The 19,099-nt window shown below is 61.9% G+C and carries 18 protein-coding genes; 7 read left to right on the top strand and 11 right to left on the bottom strand.

Annotated features, from left to right (window positions below):
• On the top strand, positions 1-858 hold the full coding sequence (locus AC1C2N_RS03160; RefSeq protein ID WP_495432845.1) for a glycosyltransferase family 2 protein: 858 nt from the start codon (positions 1-3) through the stop codon (positions 856-858).
• A gap of 29 nt (positions 859-887) precedes the next feature.
• Here the strand turns inward: AC1C2N_RS03160 and AC1C2N_RS03155 are convergent, their stop codons facing one another.
• Positions 888-2,540 (bottom strand): glycosyltransferase family 2 protein, encoded by a 1,653-nt coding sequence (locus AC1C2N_RS03155; RefSeq protein ID WP_483405568.1) that lies wholly within the window; start codon positions 2,538-2,540, stop codon positions 888-890.
• A gap of 208 nt (positions 2,541-2,748) precedes the next feature.
• Here AC1C2N_RS03155 and AC1C2N_RS03150 point away from each other — a divergent pair, with 208 nt between their 5' ends.
• Complete coding sequence (locus tag AC1C2N_RS03150; RefSeq protein ID WP_495432844.1) at positions 2,749-4,152, top strand: glycosyltransferase family protein; 1,404 nt, start codon at positions 2,749-2,751, stop codon at positions 4,150-4,152.
• Here the strand turns inward: AC1C2N_RS03150 and AC1C2N_RS03145 are convergent.
• The 4 genes from AC1C2N_RS03145 to AC1C2N_RS03130 form a co-directional block, all read right to left on the bottom strand.
• Positions 4,141-6,063 (bottom strand): glycosyltransferase family 4 protein, encoded by a 1,923-nt coding sequence (locus tag AC1C2N_RS03145; protein ID WP_495432843.1) that lies wholly within the window; start codon positions 6,061-6,063, stop codon positions 4,141-4,143. The genes AC1C2N_RS03150 and AC1C2N_RS03145 overlap by 12 nt on opposite strands.
• Positions 6,064-6,142: 79 nt before the next feature.
• Positions 6,143-7,006 (bottom strand): glucose-1-phosphate thymidylyltransferase RfbA, encoded by an 864-nt coding sequence (gene rfbA / locus AC1C2N_RS03140; protein WP_483405565.1) that lies wholly within the window; start codon positions 7,004-7,006, stop codon positions 6,143-6,145.
• A gap of 57 nt (positions 7,007-7,063) precedes the next feature.
• A complete protein-coding gene (locus tag AC1C2N_RS03135) occupies positions 7,064-8,020 on the bottom strand; it encodes a class I SAM-dependent methyltransferase (protein WP_483405564.1) in 957 nt (318 codons plus the stop codon).
• 59 nt (positions 8,021-8,079) lie between these two features.
• Entirely contained in the window at positions 8,080-8,688 is a 609-nt protein-coding gene (locus AC1C2N_RS03130; protein WP_483405563.1) for a dTDP-4-dehydrorhamnose 3,5-epimerase family protein, read from the bottom strand.
• Between the two features lie 89 nt (positions 8,689-8,777).
• Between AC1C2N_RS03130 and rfbD the strand changes: the two genes are divergently transcribed.
• Positions 8,778-9,641 carry a dTDP-4-dehydrorhamnose reductase gene (gene rfbD, locus AC1C2N_RS03125; RefSeq protein ID WP_495432842.1) on the top strand — a complete coding sequence of 288 codons (864 nt, stop codon included), beginning with the start codon at positions 8,778-8,780 and terminating at the stop codon, positions 9,639-9,641.
• A 9-nt stretch (positions 9,642-9,650) separates the two neighbouring features.
• On the top strand, positions 9,651-10,787 hold the full coding sequence (locus tag AC1C2N_RS03120) for a glycosyltransferase family 4 protein (RefSeq protein WP_495432841.1): 1,137 nt from the start codon (positions 9,651-9,653) through the stop codon (positions 10,785-10,787).
• A gap of 26 nt (positions 10,788-10,813) precedes the next feature.
• On the opposite strand, the gene AC1C2N_RS03115 is transcribed toward AC1C2N_RS03120, so the two are convergent.
• From AC1C2N_RS03115 to AC1C2N_RS03100, 4 genes are all read right to left on the bottom strand, one after another.
• A complete protein-coding gene (locus tag AC1C2N_RS03115) occupies positions 10,814-11,539 on the bottom strand; it encodes a hypothetical protein (RefSeq protein ID WP_483405560.1) in 726 nt (241 codons plus the stop codon).
• A 174-nt stretch (positions 11,540-11,713) separates the two neighbouring features.
• Positions 11,714-13,078 carry an LCP family protein gene (locus AC1C2N_RS03110; RefSeq protein WP_495432840.1) on the bottom strand — a complete coding sequence of 455 codons (1,365 nt, stop codon included), beginning with the start codon at positions 13,076-13,078 and terminating at the stop codon, positions 11,714-11,716.
• The gene (gene purE / locus AC1C2N_RS03105) at positions 13,075-13,584 is read right to left on the bottom strand and encodes a 5-(carboxyamino)imidazole ribonucleotide mutase (protein ID WP_483405558.1); all 510 of its coding nucleotides are present in this window, start codon (positions 13,582-13,584) and stop codon (positions 13,075-13,077) included. The genes AC1C2N_RS03110 and purE overlap by 4 nt, the downstream gene beginning before the upstream one ends.
• A 17-nt stretch (positions 13,585-13,601) precedes the next feature.
• Positions 13,602-14,735 carry a 5-(carboxyamino)imidazole ribonucleotide synthase gene (locus AC1C2N_RS03100; protein ID WP_483405557.1) on the bottom strand — a complete coding sequence of 378 codons (1,134 nt, stop codon included), beginning with the start codon at positions 14,733-14,735 and terminating at the stop codon, positions 13,602-13,604.
• Between the two features lie 151 nt (positions 14,736-14,886).
• Between AC1C2N_RS03100 and AC1C2N_RS03095 the strand changes: the two genes are divergently transcribed.
• Positions 14,887-15,411: a GtrA family protein gene (locus AC1C2N_RS03095; RefSeq protein WP_483405556.1), complete on the top strand. Its 525-nt coding sequence runs from the start codon at positions 14,887-14,889 to the stop codon at positions 15,409-15,411.
• Here the strand turns inward: AC1C2N_RS03095 and AC1C2N_RS03090 are convergent.
• Both AC1C2N_RS03090 and AC1C2N_RS03085 read right to left on the bottom strand, forming a co-directional pair.
• Positions 15,372-15,923 (bottom strand): PH domain-containing protein, encoded by a 552-nt coding sequence (locus AC1C2N_RS03090; protein WP_483405555.1) that lies wholly within the window; start codon positions 15,921-15,923, stop codon positions 15,372-15,374. The two genes, AC1C2N_RS03095 and AC1C2N_RS03090, sit on opposite strands and share 40 nt — an antisense overlap.
• 86 nt (positions 15,924-16,009) lie before the next feature.
• Positions 16,010-16,828, bottom strand: coding sequence for a biotin--[acetyl-CoA-carboxylase] ligase (locus tag AC1C2N_RS03085; RefSeq protein ID WP_495432838.1), 819 nt, complete (start codon positions 16,826-16,828; stop codon positions 16,010-16,012).
• A gap of 145 nt (positions 16,829-16,973) precedes the next feature.
• On the opposite strand from AC1C2N_RS03085, the gene AC1C2N_RS03080 reads away from it, so the two are divergent.
• Together AC1C2N_RS03080 and AC1C2N_RS03075 are read left to right on the top strand one after the other, a co-directional pair.
• Positions 16,974-18,545 (top strand): acyl-CoA carboxylase subunit beta, encoded by a 1,572-nt coding sequence (locus tag AC1C2N_RS03080; protein WP_483405894.1) that lies wholly within the window; start codon positions 16,974-16,976, stop codon positions 18,543-18,545.
• Positions 18,542-18,823, top strand: a complete 282-nt coding sequence (locus AC1C2N_RS03075; protein ID WP_483405553.1) for an acyl-CoA carboxylase subunit epsilon — start codon at positions 18,542-18,544, stop codon at positions 18,821-18,823. Before AC1C2N_RS03080 ends, AC1C2N_RS03075 begins: the two co-directional genes overlap by 4 nt.
• Positions 18,824-19,099: the final 276 nt, after the last annotated feature.

Genomic DNA, 19,099 nt, shown 5'->3' with positions numbered 1-19,099 from the left:
ATGCTTTCTCGTGCTGTCGTTACCGTAAGCTACGACTCCGACGGCCCTTTGACGAGTTTCCTGGAGGGCCTTTCATCCCCGCCACGCGATGACGCCATTATCGTGGTAGCGGATAACTCCCCGGACACGGGTCATGCGGAATCGATTAGTCGCGAGCACGGAGCGCGGTATCTTCCGATGCCCGGCAATTTGGGATACGGCGCCGCCATCAATCGCGCCTTCGAGAGCCTGCCGGCATCAGTGGACTGGATTCTCGTCAGTAACCCCGACGTTCTTGTTAGTCCAGCGGCGATCGACACGCTCATCGATAGAGCCCGGGTCGACCCACGCATCGGTAGCGTCGGCCCGCTGGTGCGAAATGTGGATGGATCAATATATCCGTCTGCCCGTCGTGTCCCGTCCGTGCGGATAGGAATCGGCCATGCCTTACTCGCGAATATCTGGCCAGCCAATCCGTGGACTCGCCGTTACCACGACGATGACAGCGCGTCACCGCGGCTTCGTGAAGCAGGTTGGCTGTCTGGTTCGTGTCTCTTGATCCGTCGAGAGGCATTCGAAAGCATAAACGGATTCGATGAAGATTTCTTCATGTATTTTGAGGACGTGGATCTCGGCTACCGGCTGCACAAGGCTGGTTGGCGCAACGTCTACGAACCTGCTGCGGAGGTGACGCACATTGGGGCCCAATCGACCGGAAAATCTTCTGACGCAATGCTTCAGGCGCATCATCGGAGCGCCGAAAAGTTCATCGCAAAGAAGTACTCGCGACGGGTCTATTGGCCATTCCGGGTGGCCGCAATCGTAGGGCTGCGAATTCGCTCGGCAGTGATGCGTCGCGCGTTGCGACCAAAGGGCTGAGCAGGCAAGAGCGATTTCGTCGTTACCTTCTAGGGCGCGGTGATGGCGATCGACTTCAAGAGGGACAGCATCTTCGGTCCATTAGCGTCGGCGAACCTCGTCGCGGTCTTGAACCCGTTATCGCTCAGTTCCTTGGCGACCTGCGGATCGTTCGTAATATCCTCTATGGCGCCTTTAAGTTGATTTCGGTCGGAGCCCGACACGAGCAAGGAGTTGTAGCCGTCGAGCACTTCGTATCTGGTCTTGTCGTTCACGATTGCAATGAGTGCCGCGCCAGTAGCCATCAGCGCGAGAGGCACCAGAGCGTTGGGGTAGGCAGAGAGAGCCACTACCCCGACGGGCTTCGTCTGAGCCAGCAACTCGAGTTCGGATGGAGACGGAACAGCGGACTTCAAGTGCAGGGCGGTGGCGCCAAGCGGTCCGAGAACACTGTCGACCCACGACCGCGTGTCATCGTCGAGCCCAAGCGTCGCGAATATCCGCGACCGCGGAGACTCCTCTCGTGCCTTCGTGGGCAGAGCAGGCACGATTCGTCCAAACGTTTCCCAGGCTGTTTCCGCCCTGAGCTGGTCTGCCGTCCATCGGTTCGGGGCGATGAAGTCAAACTCGGGTCGATATTTCGCCACGATTCCAGCTTGTTTGGCTGGGTCGTCAGGGAACCCGCCGCTCTCAACGTCGGGTAGTAAATAGACGGCCTTCCCGCTGGTGACGCTCGCTAGCCACGTTGTCGTAGCGGCCCCAAAATCGCACGCGATCTTAAGCGACTCCACGTCCGACAACTTATCAACCAGGAGCTCGTCGACGGTTCCTTCCGCCACCATGTGCACTGAGGCTGGACACCCGTTCGCAGAGAGCCAGGCAGCCTGTTCCTGGACGTATTGCGTCCACAGCGCATCGGACTCGCCACTGACCAGGTAGTCGACGGCGAGCGGCGCTGCCGTCCGCCGATCAAGGAACAACCCTTCCCAACGCCGCCAAAAGTGTCGCATCGACGCCAATTCGCGTTTCCCTTGGCTGTATCCCCGTGATGCAGACTCGTGATGAACCAGGAGCGACAACGGCTGGTAGTAACACCGGATTCCGCTCGCCCACGCTTGTAACCCGTAATCCACGTCCTCGAACCCGAGCCAGTATTCCTCGTCGAGGCCACCAAGAGTTCCGTATGCCTCTCGCGTGATGTAAACGCACGCACCCGAGACCGAGGTGTTGTAGACAGGAACGTTGGCGATTCGGGAGGTCGCCGGACTTCCAACGTACAAGTGCCCGAACCACTGCGGAGCGAGGACGCGGGCGTAATAGGTCCCGCCGTACTGAATTCGCCCATTTGGATAAACGAGCTTGGGGCTCACTAAACCCACCTTGGGGTCCACGGCGTATGCGGTGTACTGGAGCGCCTCCAGCCAGCCTTCCTGCGCCACGATGTCGCTATTGAGCAACACGATGTCGTGCGTGGCCGCGCGCATACCAACGTTCACCGCCACCGCAAATCCTTCGCGGCGTTCTTTGAGGATGACCCTTATCCGGTTCGACTCGAGGGTCCTGAGCTTGGCCCGATTCTCCGGCTCACAATAGTCGTCCACGATGATGACCTCGTAGTCGAAGTTCGCGCACGTCGCTTCGATGCTCTCAAGGCAGGCCGACAGAAAAGGAAAGTCGTTATAGCTGGGAATGACGATGCTCACTGGTCGACGGTGCTCCGACACCCAGGCGGCCGCAACACGATCGGCACCAAGTCCGCGCGTATTGACCGCGTAGGATCGTTTGGTTACGAGTTCCTGAGCGCGGTCGTGCATCGGGGCGGGTAACCGCCGATAAATACGTCGAGCAGCAGCAGCGAGCAGGTTTCGAGGCATCAAATTCCAACTGTAGATTCGAGAGGACAAGCACCTAATGCTACCTAACGACGGGGAAACGTTCCTGGCTCCCACTGTCCGACTGCTGGTGGTCGCTCCCGATGTCGTTGGCCGCCGCATGGCGGGGCCCGGGATGCGGTATGTAGCCATTGCGCGTGCCCTTGCCCCTCATGCAACAGTGACGCTCGCGATAGGTGTGGAAGGAAGCGAGCTTATTGACCTCAGCGATTCGTCCGTTCAGGTTGCGTCGTATCAGTCACGGACTGAGCTCGAAAAGCTCGTCGATGAACACGATGTCATCTTCAGTCAATTTATTGACACGAATGTGGTCAGTCATGCACTTGGAAACGGTAAACGGATCGTCTATGACCTTTACAACGCGCTACCCGTCGAGACCGTCGGAGCTGAACGCGTCAGCGGGTTTACGGACGAAATCGATAAGGACCGCGAATATAAAGAGCTCCTCAAATACTTCAGGTTCTGCTCGCAAACAGGAAGCTTCTTTGTCACGTCGAACGAGCGGCAACGCGACTACTGGCTCGGCTTCATCATGGCCAACGGTGGAATTCTCCCCAGCGATCTTGGGCACCGCACTGTCGACGAAATCATCGGGTTGGCTCCCTTTGGAATGAATGAAAGCGACCCGGTGCAGACACGACATGCGCTACGTGGCAATTTCGGAATCGCCACTGATGACTTTGTGATTGTGTGGGCGGGCGGAATCTGGGACTGGTTCGACGCCGAAACGCCAATCCGAGCGGTCGCTGAACTCGCTCCAAACCACCCGGAAGTGAAACTCGTGTTTTACGGAACGGTTCACCCGAACACAGCGGTTGGCCGGCCGAAAGCGGTCGACCGTGCACGAGGACTTGCAGGCGAGCTCGGAGTCCTCGGATCGAACGTGATCTTCCTGGATGAATGGGTGGACGCCGACGACCGCGTCAACTATCTCCTGGACGCGGACGTTGCACTGTCAGCTCACAAGCTGAGCCTGGAGACTCACTACGCGTTCCGCACCCGAATCCTCGATCACTTCTGGGCATCCTTGCCGAGCATCGTCTCAGCTGGCGACTGGTTCGCGGAGTACATCGAAGCCAACGGACTAGGTCAAGTTACCGGTATCGGCAGTGTGCCCGACACGAAAGCCGCAATCCTCTCGTACCTGACGGATCCCGAACTGCGCGCGGCAACAGAACTGCGGATTCGCATGGTAAGGCCGGAATGGACCTGGGAACAAACCACCGCGCAGCTCCGGTCCGCGGTCATTGACAACTATGACGACCTGGCCCAGAGGACAAGTCCCCACCTCAACGCCGCGGCCCCCTCCTCTGTGCCGTTCGCACGCGAATCGCCGCGGCTTGGGCGCTTGCGGCGCACGGCGGCGTGGTCGTTGCTCTCGAGAATCTACCGTGGAGTGAAACGCCGAGTCTCAAGCCACTGAATCATAGAATCCGGAAATAGCGGGGGTGAGTTCTGACCAGCGGAAGCGGCTTGCCGTCTCCAATCCGGCGGCTCGTAGCCGATTCTGAAGTTGAGGATCGCTGATAACGCGTTCGATCGCATTTGCCAGGCCTGCGATGTCGCCCTGTGCGACCATGATGCAATTCACCCCGTCGACACAGAAATCCCGATTGCCGTGCGAATCGGTCGTGATTACAGGACAGCCAGCCGCCATCGCCTCGATGATCGGCAAACAGAAACCCTCGTGCAGGGAAGTCTGAACGAAACACGTGGCTTCATTGTACAGGACGTTCACCTCGGCGTTCGAAGGCCGTTCGTGGTAGCTGGCACGGGAATCCACGACGATGTTCGGTTCGCTCCCGAAGAGCGATAACCGAGGTCTGTTCTCACCCAACGAGCGCCAGGCTTCTAATGTCATTGCAAAGTTCTTTTGGAAGAAGCTTCGTCCCACGGCAAGCACAACGTCAGTCTCGCGAGGGTGTCCTTGCAGCTGGTGGTAAGTCGTCGCGTCATAGCCGACCGGCAGATATTGGGCGTCAACTCCGACGTCTCTCAGCTCCCCCATCTGGTAGGTGGCGATCGCTGCTGTGACGAACTCTCTCCGGTAGCTTGATACGACGGCGGCTCGCGCTTCAGCGTCATCGCGGTAGAACCACGTTTCAAACTCCTGCACGAAGTTCACCGGGTAGCCTGAATTTACGCTTGCGAGCCAAACCACCTGAGCTGTTTCCCACCACGTCGCGACCTTGATCGCCTCTTCATCCCTGAGTGCGAGCAACATGTCTGAGTAGCCGCGAAACGTGCGCACGGGAATCTTCAGCTCCATCCAGGTTGGTTGCCCTTGCAGCGACCAAATTTCCGGGGCAAACCCTTGCTGCTCGAGCGCCGTCGACTCTTCGAACACCGTCCGTATTCCACCGCTGATCGAGGTGGCATTCAACACGAAGATAATCCGCTTTCGCCCATCAGCGGTCAGAACCGGTCTGTTATTCAGCCATTTCGCCTGGAAGGGCAGGAGCTCCGGCTGCGGGATAGAGCCCACGTCGAGAACGACGGGAGAGAAGCACAGGGTTCGCACATTCTGAGCCCATGCCTTGTGAATCAGGTAAGAGATCTGCGCCTCGAGATCCATACTCCGCACCTCACGAGTCGATAGCGGAACCCGATCGATCGTTTCTGCGGTTACGTAAAGGCCGTGGGTCACTGCCGTCAAGACATATCGCGGTATCTCGCGCTGCCCATACTCAGCAGGTGTTCCGCCGTTGGCGGACCACCGAGCATTTCGACGATCGTAATCAAAGCCGGCGATGACTTCGCCGTTCGCCCTAATCGACGGTGACGCGATTCCGATCTCATGGTCAGGGTCGTAGCTATACGCAGCATGCTGGAGCCTGACCACGTCGATCAGCTTGATGAGCGGATTGCCGAGGTCTGCTATGACCACGTCGCATCTCCGCCAATACTGCTTGATCCACATTCGAATGTCGATCAGGCTGGTTGACCCGGCATCCTCGATGAAGTCGCACACGGTGTACAGCGCCTGGTCCACGCCAGGCATATGTGACGCTTGCGCCGCGCTCACCAGAAAATGGGCCTGTGCACCGGTGTGAATTTCCTGCATCCAATCCGACAAATCTGCCGGATGAGTACCCAGCAGCACGAATACGGTCGGCTTACGGTGGTTCAAGTGCCAGTTCTCGGCTGTGCGTGGGTCGATGGCGGACGTTATCCCATTAGGAAACCGGTGCATAAAGGTGCGGGCCCTGCGTGACCGTTCAACGTACTTGAGGTAGTTGCTCGGCCCGTGCTGGATGAGAATGCGCAGGTGGCTGAGACCCTTTCGAACTGTTTCAGCCGCCCCGAGGAGTGCGCCCCTGATTACTCGATTCACTTATGGTTCCAATCAGATCGCGACATGCACTCGATCCAGCATGTCTTCCGGTGCACATCTTGCAGCACGGACTCAGGAATTACTCCTTGACGAGAGTGCTGAGGTAACGCCCGTACCCACTCTTGACCAGGGGCGCAGCCAGTCGTTTTAACTGCTCGCTGTCAATCCAGCCAGCCCGCCACGCGATCTCTTCTATGCACCCGACCTTGAAACCCTGGCGATCCTCGATCACGCGGACATACTCGGATGCCTGCATCATCGATTCGAATGTTCCGGTGTCCAGCCAGGCGGTCCCGCGGTCGAGAACCTTCACCTGAAGCTTGCCGGCGTTGAGGTATCTTTCGTTCACCGTCGAGATTTCAAGCTCGCCTCGCTCGCTCGGCTCTATGGTCTTCGCGATCTCGACGACGGAGTTGTCGTAGAAATAGAGACCCGGGACTGCATAGTTGCTCTTTGGCGCCATCGGTTTTTCCTCGATGGACAGCGCAACGAAGTTGTCGTCGAATTCCACGACGCCGTACGCCGTCGGATTGGCGACGTGGTACGCGAAGATGAGTGCGCCGTCGACCTCCCCGTGATTACGCAACGCCGACCCCAGACCGGTTCCGTGAAAAATATTGTCGCCGAGTACGAGCGCGACGCTCTCATCTCCGATGAAGTCTTCGCCAATGATGAATGCCTGTGCGAGACCGTCCGGGGACTCCTGCACTGCATACTCAAGGCTGATCCCGAGCTCGGAGCCGTCTCCAAGCAGTGACTTGAACTGGTCGTTGTACTCCGGAGTAGTGATGATCAGGATTTCCCTGATTCCTGCCATCATGAGCGTCGACAGGGGGTAATAAACCATCGGTTTGTCATAAATCGGCATCAGTTGCTTCGATATGCCCTTGGTGATCGGCCACAGTCGTGTACCGGACCCACCGGCAAGAATAATTCCGCGCATAGTTCGCCAGTCTATCCTTCAGCCAGCAGAGGCTCGCCCTTGCTGAGCGGCTCATGGTCACTGGCGCCACAACGCGCCAAGCGCCCGCACCGGTGCTGTTAGCCGCCAGCTCGTACTGGCCTCCATCGCTCGGACTCGAGCTTCCATCGACGCCGAGCGGCGCGCCATCTCGGTCTGAAGCTCGAGCACCGCTGCCTGGGCCGCGACTCGCTCCAACTCAAGGGCATCCACCTGCGCTCGAAGCCGACGAATTTCGTCGGGCATCGCTTCAAGTTGCGCACGGAAAGCCAGCGTCTCACCGAGACCTTCATAGCACCGCTTGATCTTGTCCCCCTCGGTCTTCGCCGCGTCAAAGAATCCAATGAGAGCAGGAGGTTGTTCTCGTCCAACACCGAGCACTCCAAGCCCGTGCGCGTGGTCGAATGCGAATGCGGGGTGCTGGCCCCGCAGTTCTTCCCAGAGCTTCCATACACCAAAGCCGTCCTGCCGTTCAGCGACGTCGTGAAACAAGACGACACCCCGAGCAGAGAGCTTCGGCAGCCACGCGTTGAAGTCGTGAGCGACGTCTTCATATCCGTGCCTGCCATCTATATGGAGCAAATCGACCGACCCGTCCTCGACGAGCGCGAGGGAATCGTCGAAAGATCCTCGAATGAGCTTTGAGAAGTCAGCGTACGATGCCTCGTTCGTAGTCGAAACGAACTCGTAAACTTCCTCGCCGTAGAAACCGGCATGATCATCGCCCTCCCATGAGTCGAGCGCATATGTACGGGCGTCCAGCCCCAAACGCAGCACCGCTTCGCAGAATACGAAGTATGAGTAGCCGTAATGAGTGCCAAGCTCCACGACAGTTCCAGGCCGAATGGCATCCATCAGCCAGTACGCGAAAGGCGCATGCTCCAGCCATGCCGTCACGGTGAAGAGCGGCGGCTGCCAATACGACGCGGCCGAGACCCATTCGCCGCGCCTGACATTGCCCTCGTCCACAGGATTCGGGCCCAGATCAGTCTCCATTGACGTCACATTCTCTCTTCTATATCTGCACCCGAAGAGTCATATTGCCGTGCGCAGAGTTACAGCTGCGTGCGCAGGGTGTCGTAGTACGCCCGTGCCGAGTCCCAGGTGGGGAGCAAGCCGGAAGCAGCAGCCTCCGCCAAACCAGGCGCGTCCGTGTCCTTGGGTGAGAGCAGCGGGGCACCGGCCTCATCGGGGAAGACCAATCCAATGTCACTGTCGAGCGGATTGATCCCGTGCTCGCGGTCCGGGCGGTAAACGTCGGTGACAAGGTAGCTCACGGTCGCATCGTCGGTGAGCGCGACGAAGCAGTGGCCGAGCCCCTCGGAAAGGAAGATCGCCTTGCGCTCTTTGTCATCAAGCAGAACCGAGTCCCACTGACCGAATGTCGGTGAGCCGACTCGAATGTCGATGACGTAGTCAAGGACAGCGCCATGGGTGGCGGTGACGTACTTGGCCTGGCTTGGCGGCACATCCGCGAAGTGGATTCCGCGGACCGAACCACGCTTGGAGACCGAGGTATTCGACTGCGCCAACTGAATTGAGCGGCCGGTGGCCTCCTCCAGCTTGTCGAAGCGGTACCACTCGAGGAACACTCCCCTGTCGTCGCCGAACTGCTTCGGGGTGATTTCGTAGCTGTCTGGGATTTTCAGTTCGCGGATCTGCACCCGGGCAGTCTACCAACTGCCAGTATTCGTCGCAGGAACGGCACATCGCGAGCAAATAGAATCATGGGGACTCTCACGAAGGAAGTACATTGCGCTATCTCATCACCGGAGCATCCGGCATGCTCGGAACCGACCTTCAGCAGGCCCTCGCTGGCCGCGACGTTACCGCTCTCGGTCGAACCGATCTCGATGTCACCGACCTGGACGCGGTCCGCACCGCCGTGTCCGGTCACGACGTCATCATCAACGCCGCGGCGTACACGAAGGTCGACGATGCCGAATCCCACGAGGATGCCGCCTTCGCGGTCAACGCGACCGGCGCGAAGAACCTCGCGGTCGCGGCTCGCGAGGCCGGCGCGAAGCTCGTCCAGGTATCGACCGACTACGTCTTCAAGGGCGACGCCACATCGCCGTACCGCGAGGACACTGTCCGCGAACCGCTGTCGGCATACGGGCGCACTAAAGCCGCCGGCGAGGAAGCGGTGCTCAGCGAGAACCCTGGCGGCTCCTACATCGTGCGGACAGCCTGGCTCTACGGAGAGCACGGACCAAACTTCGCCGCGACGATGGTGCGGCTCGCTAGCACCCATCCGACCGTGAGCGTCGTCACGGACCAGCTCGGCCAGCCAACCTGGACCGCCGACCTGGCCACACAGATCGTCACTCTGGTCGATTCTGATGCTCCCGCCGGTATCTACCACGGCACGAACGCCGGTGAGGCGTCCTGGTTCGACTTCACCAAAGCCATCTTCGAAGAGGTTGGCCTTGACCCTGAGCGGGTGAAACCCACCGATTCCTCAGCGTTCGTCCGGCCAGCACCGCGGCCGGCGTACTCAGTTCTTGGACACGATGGGTGGCGTGCTGCAGGGCTTGAACCGATGCGCCACTGGCGGGAGGCCCTCGCGGACGCTGTGGCGTCAGGCGCGGTCAAACGTCAGTCGGCGAGCGAATAGCGTAGCGGCATGGCAACGACACTCCGGGTGATCGTCGACCAGATGGTGACGCCCCTCCCGAATGGAATCTCCCGTTATACGGAGGAGCTCGCCCGAGCGCTCATCCAGACCGCACCGAAAGGCTGTGCTGTCGAGGGAATCGTCTCGGCCCTGCCCGCCGAGAAGATCACCGCGATCGAAGAGGCACTCCCCGGACTGGCCGCTCTTCATCGGACCACGCTCCCGCGCCGCGAGCTCGCCGCAGCCTGGCAGCTGGGCATTGTTCCGTCCCTGGGATCCGGAATGATCCATTCCCCGAGCCTTCTCGCGCCCCTTCACCGGCACGATCGCGAGTTCGACGCCACACAGATCGTCGTCACGGTCCACGACACGCTGGCCTGGACCCACCCCAAGTCGCTGACACCGACGAGCGTCGCCTGGCACAAGGGGATGCTGAAACGCGCAAACAAGCACGCCGATGCAATCGTCGTTCCGACGCACGCTGTCGCTGAACAACTGTCAGAGATCGTCGATCTTGGCGACCGAGTGCGGGTCATCTCCGGAGCTGTGGCCTCGGACGTGAAACTGCCAGCAGACGCCGATGCCCGAGCGAGTCGCCTCGACCTCCCGGCCGAGTACGTCCTCACCGTCGGCTCGCTCGACCCTCGGCGCGGCGTCACCGCCCTCATCAACGGCCTTGGCAGCCCAGGCGCCCCCGATCTTCCCCTGCTTGTCCTCGGCCCCGACACCTGGGGCGAACTGTCCCTCGCCGTCGTCGCCGACGAGGCGGGCTTGCCCGAGGACCGCGTTCGCGCGCTCGGGCATCTCGCCGACGAAGACCTCGCGGTGGTTCTCGATCGGGCAAGCGTTTTCGTTTACCCCAGCCTGCGGGAAGGCTTCGGCCTCCCCCTCGTCGAAGCGTTCTCTTTCGGGACCCCTGTGGTGCACTCCGACGATCCCGCCCTTCTGGAAGTCGCCGGTGGCGCTGGGGTTGCTGTCGAACGCGGCAAGAAGGGGTATGGCGAGAGGCTCGCCGACGCCGTCGCATCGGTCCTCACTGACTCAGAACGCGCCGAACGACTCCGCATCGTCGGTCAGGACCGGGCTCGCGCCTTCAGCTGGCGCGATTCCGCCGAGCGAGTGTGGGCCCTGCACGCCGACCTGTGATGCGCGACTCAACGCGTCGAGCCCGTCTAGGGCCAGATGGTTGTGTAGATGCCGCTTGTATTAGATTCGATGCTCGATGCGGTGCCCGCCCACCATGTCGAAACCCAGAGTCCATCTCTGAAGAAATGCTCCTCGGCGATCGTCCAGACGGTACTGGTTCCCTCTTCGTCCGGTAGAACCTCAGACTGTCGGCAAATCGTTCCTTCGCGATGCGGCTCGCAGATATGATCGTTCGCTTCAATGAGCGCTATTGCCTCATCCTGCGCTTCGCGGTTGACCCTGTTCACCGCGTTCGCAATACCGCCCTCAGTTCCGAGGCCCCAATGACACTCGAACCCGGGCAGAGGCTTTCGAAATTCTTCGATGACTGGATATCTGGAGATCCCCGAGTCTGCCATCGACTCATGATTGAGTTCCTCATCAGCCATCTGATCTAAGAAAGTTTGCGGGTATACCTCCATACAGCTTTCGGGCGCTGCAGGCGCCTTCGCCTCGCCCTCCGGCGATGATGTTCGTTCGGGGGCGGTCGATACGGGGGTAGTCGGTGCTGTGGCAGTCGCGGAAACGGCGGGCTTCGGCGACGCAGCCCGTTGCGAATCGGGCGGGGTGCCAAATACCAATGCTGAACCCGCCCAAGCCACCATGGCGACCACAAGAATTGTGATTCCGACCAGGAAGAACCGCCCGTCACTTGGACGTCGTTTCTTAGTGGATGCAGTCGCGTCACTGGTGCCATCGTTGGGCTCGTTCATCCCTGCTCCCACTCTCCTGTACGTCGCCCAGACCTCTTTGGCTGGGCGTTTGAATCACGATGCGCCGCTCATGCACTCGCCCGCGCCATCCCTCGCGCGTGCACCAAACGTACCGGTCGCAGGGGTGCACCGCCGACATGCGACTCCCGGACCTGTGCGGCGTCGAGCGGTTGTCTAACCCGCCGGCGTCTCCGTCGGCTCAGGCGGATACAGGTCGGCGCGGATCAGGGCCCGGATTTGTTCGAAGTCCGGATCGTCCTGGTCAACGCCGTTCGCCGGCGTCAGTTCCACCGATGTGATCGGCTGCTCCTTGGACTTCATGGCGAGGTTCGTGAAGTAGCCCAGCATGTCCTGCGGAACATCGGTCTTCACGACCTGGGTCCCTGCCTGGGCGATCGCCTGGAACTTGGTCAGCACGTTCGTCGGCGTGAACTGCTGCAGAATGGCGGACTGCAGCTCACGTTGCCGCTCCATCCGGTCGAAGTCGCTTGTCGAGTGCCGCGAACGCGCATACCACTGGGCGTGATAACCGTCCAACCGCTGCGTTCCGGGCTCGATCCATTCGACGACTCCCTTGAGGTTCTCGTCCCCGCCGATGGGCAACCTCTCCTTCACCGTGATCTCCACCCCGCCGAGCGCGTCAATGAGATCGCTGAACCCCTGCATGTCGATGAGAGCGTAATACTGGATCGTGAGGCCGGTGATACCCTCTGCTGCTTCCTTCGTCGCCTCGATGCCGGGAGTGGAACCGGTCGACGTGGCATCCGGATACAGGTCGTCGTGTCGCAACTCAGCCTCGGTGTACACGGAGTTCAGCTTGCACACGCTCACATCGCAGTTGCGGTATCCGTTGGGATACAGCTCAGCCATCGGCGAATCATCCGAGAACGGCACCCTCCGCATATCGCGCGGGAGGCCGATCATCGTCACGCGCCCGGTGTCGGCATCGATGGACACAACGGAGAGGCTGTCCGGCCGCAGTCCTTCGCGGTCGGGACCCGCGTCTCCCCCGAGCAGGAGGATGTTGTAGCGGCCGTCAACCGGCGGAACCGAGGCGGCCCCGGCCCCGAAGATCGAACTCAGCGTGCCGCGCGCCACACCGGCGTAGTACGCCCCGGCGGTCGCTGTTCCGACGGATGCCACCAGCAGAATCACGGTGAACGCGGCAATCCAGAAACGTGAATTCGGGCGGGCGCGCACAAGTCGCACCAGCCGCAGTGTGTCGATGGTGAGCACGAACCACAGCGCGGCATAGCCAACCAGCAGCGCCTGCGCACCGGTCAATGCAAACGAGTTCGTCACTATGGACAGGGTCGCGGTGCGCCAGAGCGAGTATGCGACGATGGCGACGGCCACGATCAGCCAGAGGGTCAGCGTCGCCGCGAGACCGATTCTGCCGAGTTTGCGATTGCCGGCGAGCACCTGCGGCGAGCCCGGAATGAGAAAGTTGAGCACGACGAGCCACCAGGCGCGCCGGGTCATCAGTGCTGGGGCGCCAAGATCGGGATAGCGGATCGGGCTCGCGGTGTAAACGCTCATAGTTTCTGGTGAAGAGCCTGATTCTTCGCTTCGACCTGGACGGCCAGGTCCTCCTGGTACTCGGTCATCCGGTCGAGGAGCGTCTCGTCGGACGTTCCGAGGATGCGAACGGCGAGGAGCGCGGCGTTCTTCGCTCCCCCGATGGACACCGTGGCAACCGGGACGCCGGCTGGCATCTGCACGATCGACAGCAACGAGTCCATACCGTCGAGCCGCGCGAGCGGCACTGGGACACCGATGACGGGAAGCGGCGTAACTGAAGCGAGCATGCCAGGCAGGTGTGCCGCGCCACCCGCACCGGCGATGATCACCTGAAGGCCGCGCGCGCGGGCATCCCGTCCATAGGCGATCATCTTTTCGGGGGTGCGGTGTGCACTCACCACCTCGACCTCGTGATCGATACCGAAGTCGCTGAGTGCCGCGGACGCATCGGCCATGACGGACCAATCCGAATCGCTGCCCATGACAAGTCCGACACGGGGGCGCTCTGAAGCGGAGAGTGACATGGGTTCCATGCTATTTGTCAGTCCTGAAAAAACGCCGCTGCGGCACGCGCCTGGTAGACAACGTCATCAAGGTCGTCGCCTCCCGCGTTGACGTGCCCGACTTTGCGGCCGGGCCTCGGCTCCTTGCCGTAGTTGTGGAATTTCACTGTTGGATGGATCTCCATGGCATCCGCATAACGATCGGCCAGTGTCCCCACACTCGGGCCGCCGAGAATATTGACCATCACGGTGTGCGGGTCGCGACAGCCCGTGGCCCCGAGCGGCAGATCGAGCACAGCGCGGAGGTGCTGCTCGAACTGGCTCGTCGTCGAGCCGTCCTGGGTCCAGTGCCCCGAGTTGTGCGGGCGCATCGCGAGTTCGTTGACCAGCAGCCTGTCATCCGTCGTCTCGAACAGTTCGACGGCGAAGACCCCGGTGACTCCGAGACCGGATGCCACGTCGCCCGCGATCTGCGCGGCAACGTCAGCGACGCGGCCGGCCGACGCGGGGGCCGGGGCGATCACTTCGGCGCAGACACCGTCGCGCTGCACCGATTCCACGACAGGCCAGAAGACGATGTCACCGGACGGCCTGCGGGCAGCGAGCTGAGCGAGTTCGCGTCGGAATTCGACGAGCTCTTCGACGAGCAAGCCGTCATCCGATCCGCTTTCCGCGACGGCAGCGAACCAGTCGGTCGCCTCGTGAGCGGCGGACACGACACGGACACCTTTGCCGTCATAGCCGCCGCGCGGCGTCTTGAGTACCGCCCGCCCGCCGTTCTCGTCGAGGAAGCGTTGAAGCTCGTCCTCCGTCGTCACCCGCGCCCAGATCGGCACCGGGAGCCCAAGCTCGGTGAGCTTCTCACGCATCAGCAGCTTGTCCTGGGCGTAGAGCAACGCGTCGGGCCCCGGATGCACCGACACCCCTCTGTCGATGAGCTGCCTCAGAATCTTCTGCGGGACGTGTTCGTGGTCGAAAGTAACGACATCGACATCGTCGGCAAACCGCAGAACAGTCTCAGCGTCCCGGTAGTCGCCGATCTGCGTCGCCGCGAGCTGGGCTGCCATTCCCTCGGTTTCGGCAAGCACCCGGATGTCGATACCGAGGTTCACCGCTGGCGGGACCATCATGCGGGCAAGCTGCCCGCCACCAATTACGCCAACACGGACCACGGGTCATCTCCAACGAACGGAACAGGATCGGAACAGGATTGGAACTTCAGCGGGCGGGACCTCCTGGCGGTCCCCTCTCACCGGTCGCATAAACTGCCTACGCGAACCCATCTTCGCGCATCGACGAGCCACCACCCAACCCGAGGTTCCCATGAGTTCAGCCGCACCCGGTCGTTTCCGCGGCCTGTTCGTGCAGCTGGCACAATTTGGCCTGGTCGGTGCAACCGGACTTCTCGTCGACCTCACCGTCTTCAACGCCTTGCGGCTGACCGTGCTCTCGCCTGACGTGGTCCATACAGGGCCGCTTCTGGCGAAGATCATCTCGACGATTCTCGCGATCGCGGCCAACTGGATCGGAAACCGCTACTGGACCTTCCGAACGCACCGCCAGGACTCGACCGTCCGCGAGGGCGTCGAGTTCTTCGCCGTGAGCCTCGCCGGTATGGCGATCGGCCTCGGCTGCCTGTGGTTCTCCCACTACGTCCTGGGATTCACCTCGGTACTCGCCGACAACATAGCGGCGAACGTCGTTGGCCTCGCCCTCGGCGCAATCTTCCGGTTCACGCTCTATCGTTACTGGGTGTTCGCACCGAGCCGGCGCACATCCGCCCGCACTCGAACAACGGATGCCGTCGGTCAGAACGCCGTTGTGACGGTTCCCACCGAACCGGCGTGAGGCGAGAGCACGACCTGGTTCTTTTCGACCAGGTCCTGCAGCGCCTCGAGCACTGCGTCTGCGCCGGGGACGTCGCGGAGCACAATCGGCTTCTCCACTCCCGAGGTGATGACGATGTCGCCCGAGCGGAACGCGCTCTGCAACCAGCTGCGCTTGAGCGCGACGTGATAACCGCGGCTGTGGAAAATCTCCCTGCGCTCACGGATGAAGAAGCCCCGGCGCACGATGATACGGCGCGTGGTGATCGTGCTGCGGCGGTTGAGCCAGAACACGTAAGGGAGCAGGACCAGGACAGCGAAGACGAGAACGGCGAGGATGACGATGAGCGTGCGGATCCAGGCTTCGGGAAAGGCAGCGAACAGGAAGACCGTCCCGCCGGGAAGGGCGATGAAGACGAGTGCTGACCAGAACAGCGCCCGGGCGTTCGACCGCAACCGGGCGACAACGCGCTCGGTGGGAACGCTCGCGCGTCCGGCGTCAGTGCCGGGCAGGGCGCGCGTCTCATCGGTCATGTTCTATTCCTATCATTCCGCGTGAGCGGTGAAAGACAGCACCGCCGCGACCGGAAGTATCACCGCGCCCCGTTCGCGGCACACCGTCAGGCGGGCGCTTGTGTGCGCAGGTGCGTGACGTCTCCCGCTGCGATCGGCGTGACGTCTGGTGAGCCGTCCGCCTGAACCACGATGCGCCCCGAACTGTCGATCCCTCGCGCTATGCCGGTAAGGACGTTTCCACCGGGCAATTCCACTCGCACACGCTCACCGAGAGTTGAGCAGGATTCCGTCACCGCTTTCTGCAGGCCGCTCGCCGCGGCATCCCCCCGGGAATCCAGGAAATTCTCGACGAGCGAGCGGAGCTCGGTGAGGTAGTCGGCCAGGATCCGGTCGGGGTCGGGGTCAGGCACTCCCTCGACGGCAAGCGATGTCGCTGTTGGAACCGGCAGGTCCTCATCGGAGATCGTCAGGTTGACCCCTGCACCGATCACGACAGCCCCGGTCTCGGCATCGACGAGCTCGGAGAGCACGCCCGAAATCTTGCTCGAATCGACGAGGATGTCATTCGGCCACTTGATCGTTGCCGTCCCCAGCGATCCGAGAGCGTTGTTCACGGCGCGGGCCATCGCGAGTCCGGCGGCGAGCGGCAGCCAGCCGAGCGAGTCAAGCGGGAACGTCGGGCCGGGCCGAACGAGCACGGAGATGGCGAGCGATGCCCCGGCGGGCGCCGTCCACTGACGCCCGAGGCGGCCGCGGCCCGCTGTCTGGTTGTCCGTCACGACGACAGAGAAGCTCGGCCAGACAGCGGCGCCCTCTCGTGCTCTCGCGACGAGTTCGTCGTTCGTCGATGTACTTGTTTCGAGCACGTCGAGTCGTGAAGCGACGGCAGATGCGAGCGGAAACCGGGCCGAAGTGTTCGTCATGCGTTTCAGGGTACGCGGCGTCCGCGAACAAGACGACAGCGGCGGCTCTGTAGACAATCACCAACGGTAGGGCGCTATCCCTGCACACTAGAGTGAAAGAGTGACCGAAGACGCAGCAAAGTTCGACGATTCCGACGCCCCAGACATGTACACAACGGCCGGCAAGCTGGCCGACCTCAAGCGCCGCTACCACGAAGCAGTGACGGCATCCGGTGAGGCCGCGATCGCCAAGCAACACGCCAAGGGCAAGATGACCGCCAGGGAGCGGATCACCGAGCTCCTCGACCAGGGCAGCTTCGTCGAGCTCGACGAGTTCGTCCGTCACCGCACCCACGCCTTCGGGATGGAGAAGTCCCGGCCGTACGGTGACGCCGTCGTCACGGGGACAGGCACCATCCACGGGCGCCAGGTGGCCGTCTACTCGCAGGACTTCACAATCTTCGGCGGCTCGCTCGGCGAGGTCGCCGGCGAGAAGATCATCAAGATCATGGACCACGCGATCAAGACCGGCGTACCGATCATCGGCATGCTCGACTCCGGCGGAGCTCGAATCCAGGAGGGCGTCGTCGCCCTCGGCAAGTACGGTGAGATCTTCCGGCGCAACACAGCGGCATCCGGTGTCATCCCGCAGATTTCGATCATCATGGGGCCTGCCGCCGGTGGCGCCGTCTACTCCCCCGCGCTCACCGACTTCGTGATCATGGTCGACAAGACAAGCCAGATGTTCGTTACGGGACCCGATGTCATCAAGACGGTTACCGGCGAAGACGTCGGCATGGAAGACCTCGGCGGTGCGCTCACGCACAACACGCGGTCGGGCGTCGCCCACTACCTCGCGAGCGACGAGTCAGATGCCCTCGACTACGCCAGAACCCTCGTCGGCTTCCTGCCGGACAACAACCTCGCGGAACTTCCCGAGTACGAGAGCGAGGTCGAGCTCGAGACTACGGATGCCGACCGCAAGCTGAATACCGTCATCCCCGATTCCCCCAACCAGCCGTATGACGTGAAGACCGTCATCGAGCATGTCGTCGACTCCGGCGATTTCCTCGAGGTCCAGCCGCTCTTCGCGCCGAACATCGTCATCGGATTTGCACGGGTCGAGGGGCGCACCGTCGGCATCATCGCGAATCAGCCCAACGCGATGGCGGGCACCCTCAACATCGAGGCCGGCGAGAAGGCGGCACGGTTCGTCCGCTTCTGCGACGCCTTCAGCATCCCGATCCTCACCCTCGTCGACGTTCCTGGCTACCTGCCGGGAACCGACCAGGAGTGGACCGGCGTCATCCGCCGCGGCGCGAAACTGCTCTACGCATATGCCGAGGCGACCGTTCCGCTCGTCACCGTCATTCTGCGCAAGGCGTACGGCGGCGCGTACATCGTCATGGGTTCGAAGCAGCTCGGTGCCGACATCAACCTCGCCTGGCCGACAGCGGAGATCGCCGTGATGGGCGGCCAGGGCGCCGTCAACATCCTCTACCGCGGTGAGATCAAGCGGGCCGAAGCTGCGGGTGAAGACGTCGCTGCCGTGCGCACCAGGCTCGCGAACGAGTACACCTACAACGTTGCGAGCCCCTTCCTCGCTGCCGAACGCGGCGAACTCGACGGGGTCATCGAGCCGGCGGCAACGCGAGTCGCCGTCATCAAGGCCCTGCGCTCGCTCAAGGGCAAGCGGGCAAGCCTGCCGCCCAAGAAGCACGGGAACATCCCGCTGTGACCGGCGAGAGCACCCGCGCCGGTCGCCGTGATCGGGCGGCACGCGATTCCAGCGCGTTCTCGACGGATGTCGGCACGGAAATCGGACTCAGCGTGCGCGTCGAGCGCGGGTCACCGACGCCGAGCGAGATCGCGGCGGTGACCGCGGTGCTGAGCGCTGCTGTTGTGGAAGAACTCGCGAAGGCACCAGAACAGGCCGCGACGCAGTCTGACTGGCAGCTCTCGCAGCGTTCGATGCAGGACGAGCGCTCGTTCCGTCCGGGCAGGCACGTCAGGTAGCCTGCCGCTCGCCCGGCGTGTCCCCCAAAGAGCCGACTGGTGGAGGCATCCGAAGCATTGCAGAATGAATAACGCAGGTGTCTCTCCATTCTTGAGAGTTACACCACCAGATAGGTCGCCGAACTAGGGTATTGGCGGGTATTTGGGGGCGGGTCAGGTCGCTATTCGGGTTAGCGCCCTGACCCGGGGCTTCAGAAGGGCCGGCTCGGAAGAGTCGGCCCTTCTTCTGTTAACTCTTCTGTTAACGCTGCGTGTTCTGTCACCGCTGCGCTGCCG

It is taken from the genome of Mycetocola sp. Y791 (genome assembly GCF_059445325.1).
Note: the sequence above shows the minus strand (reverse complement) of the source record. Positions and strands in the feature narration are given on the sequence as shown.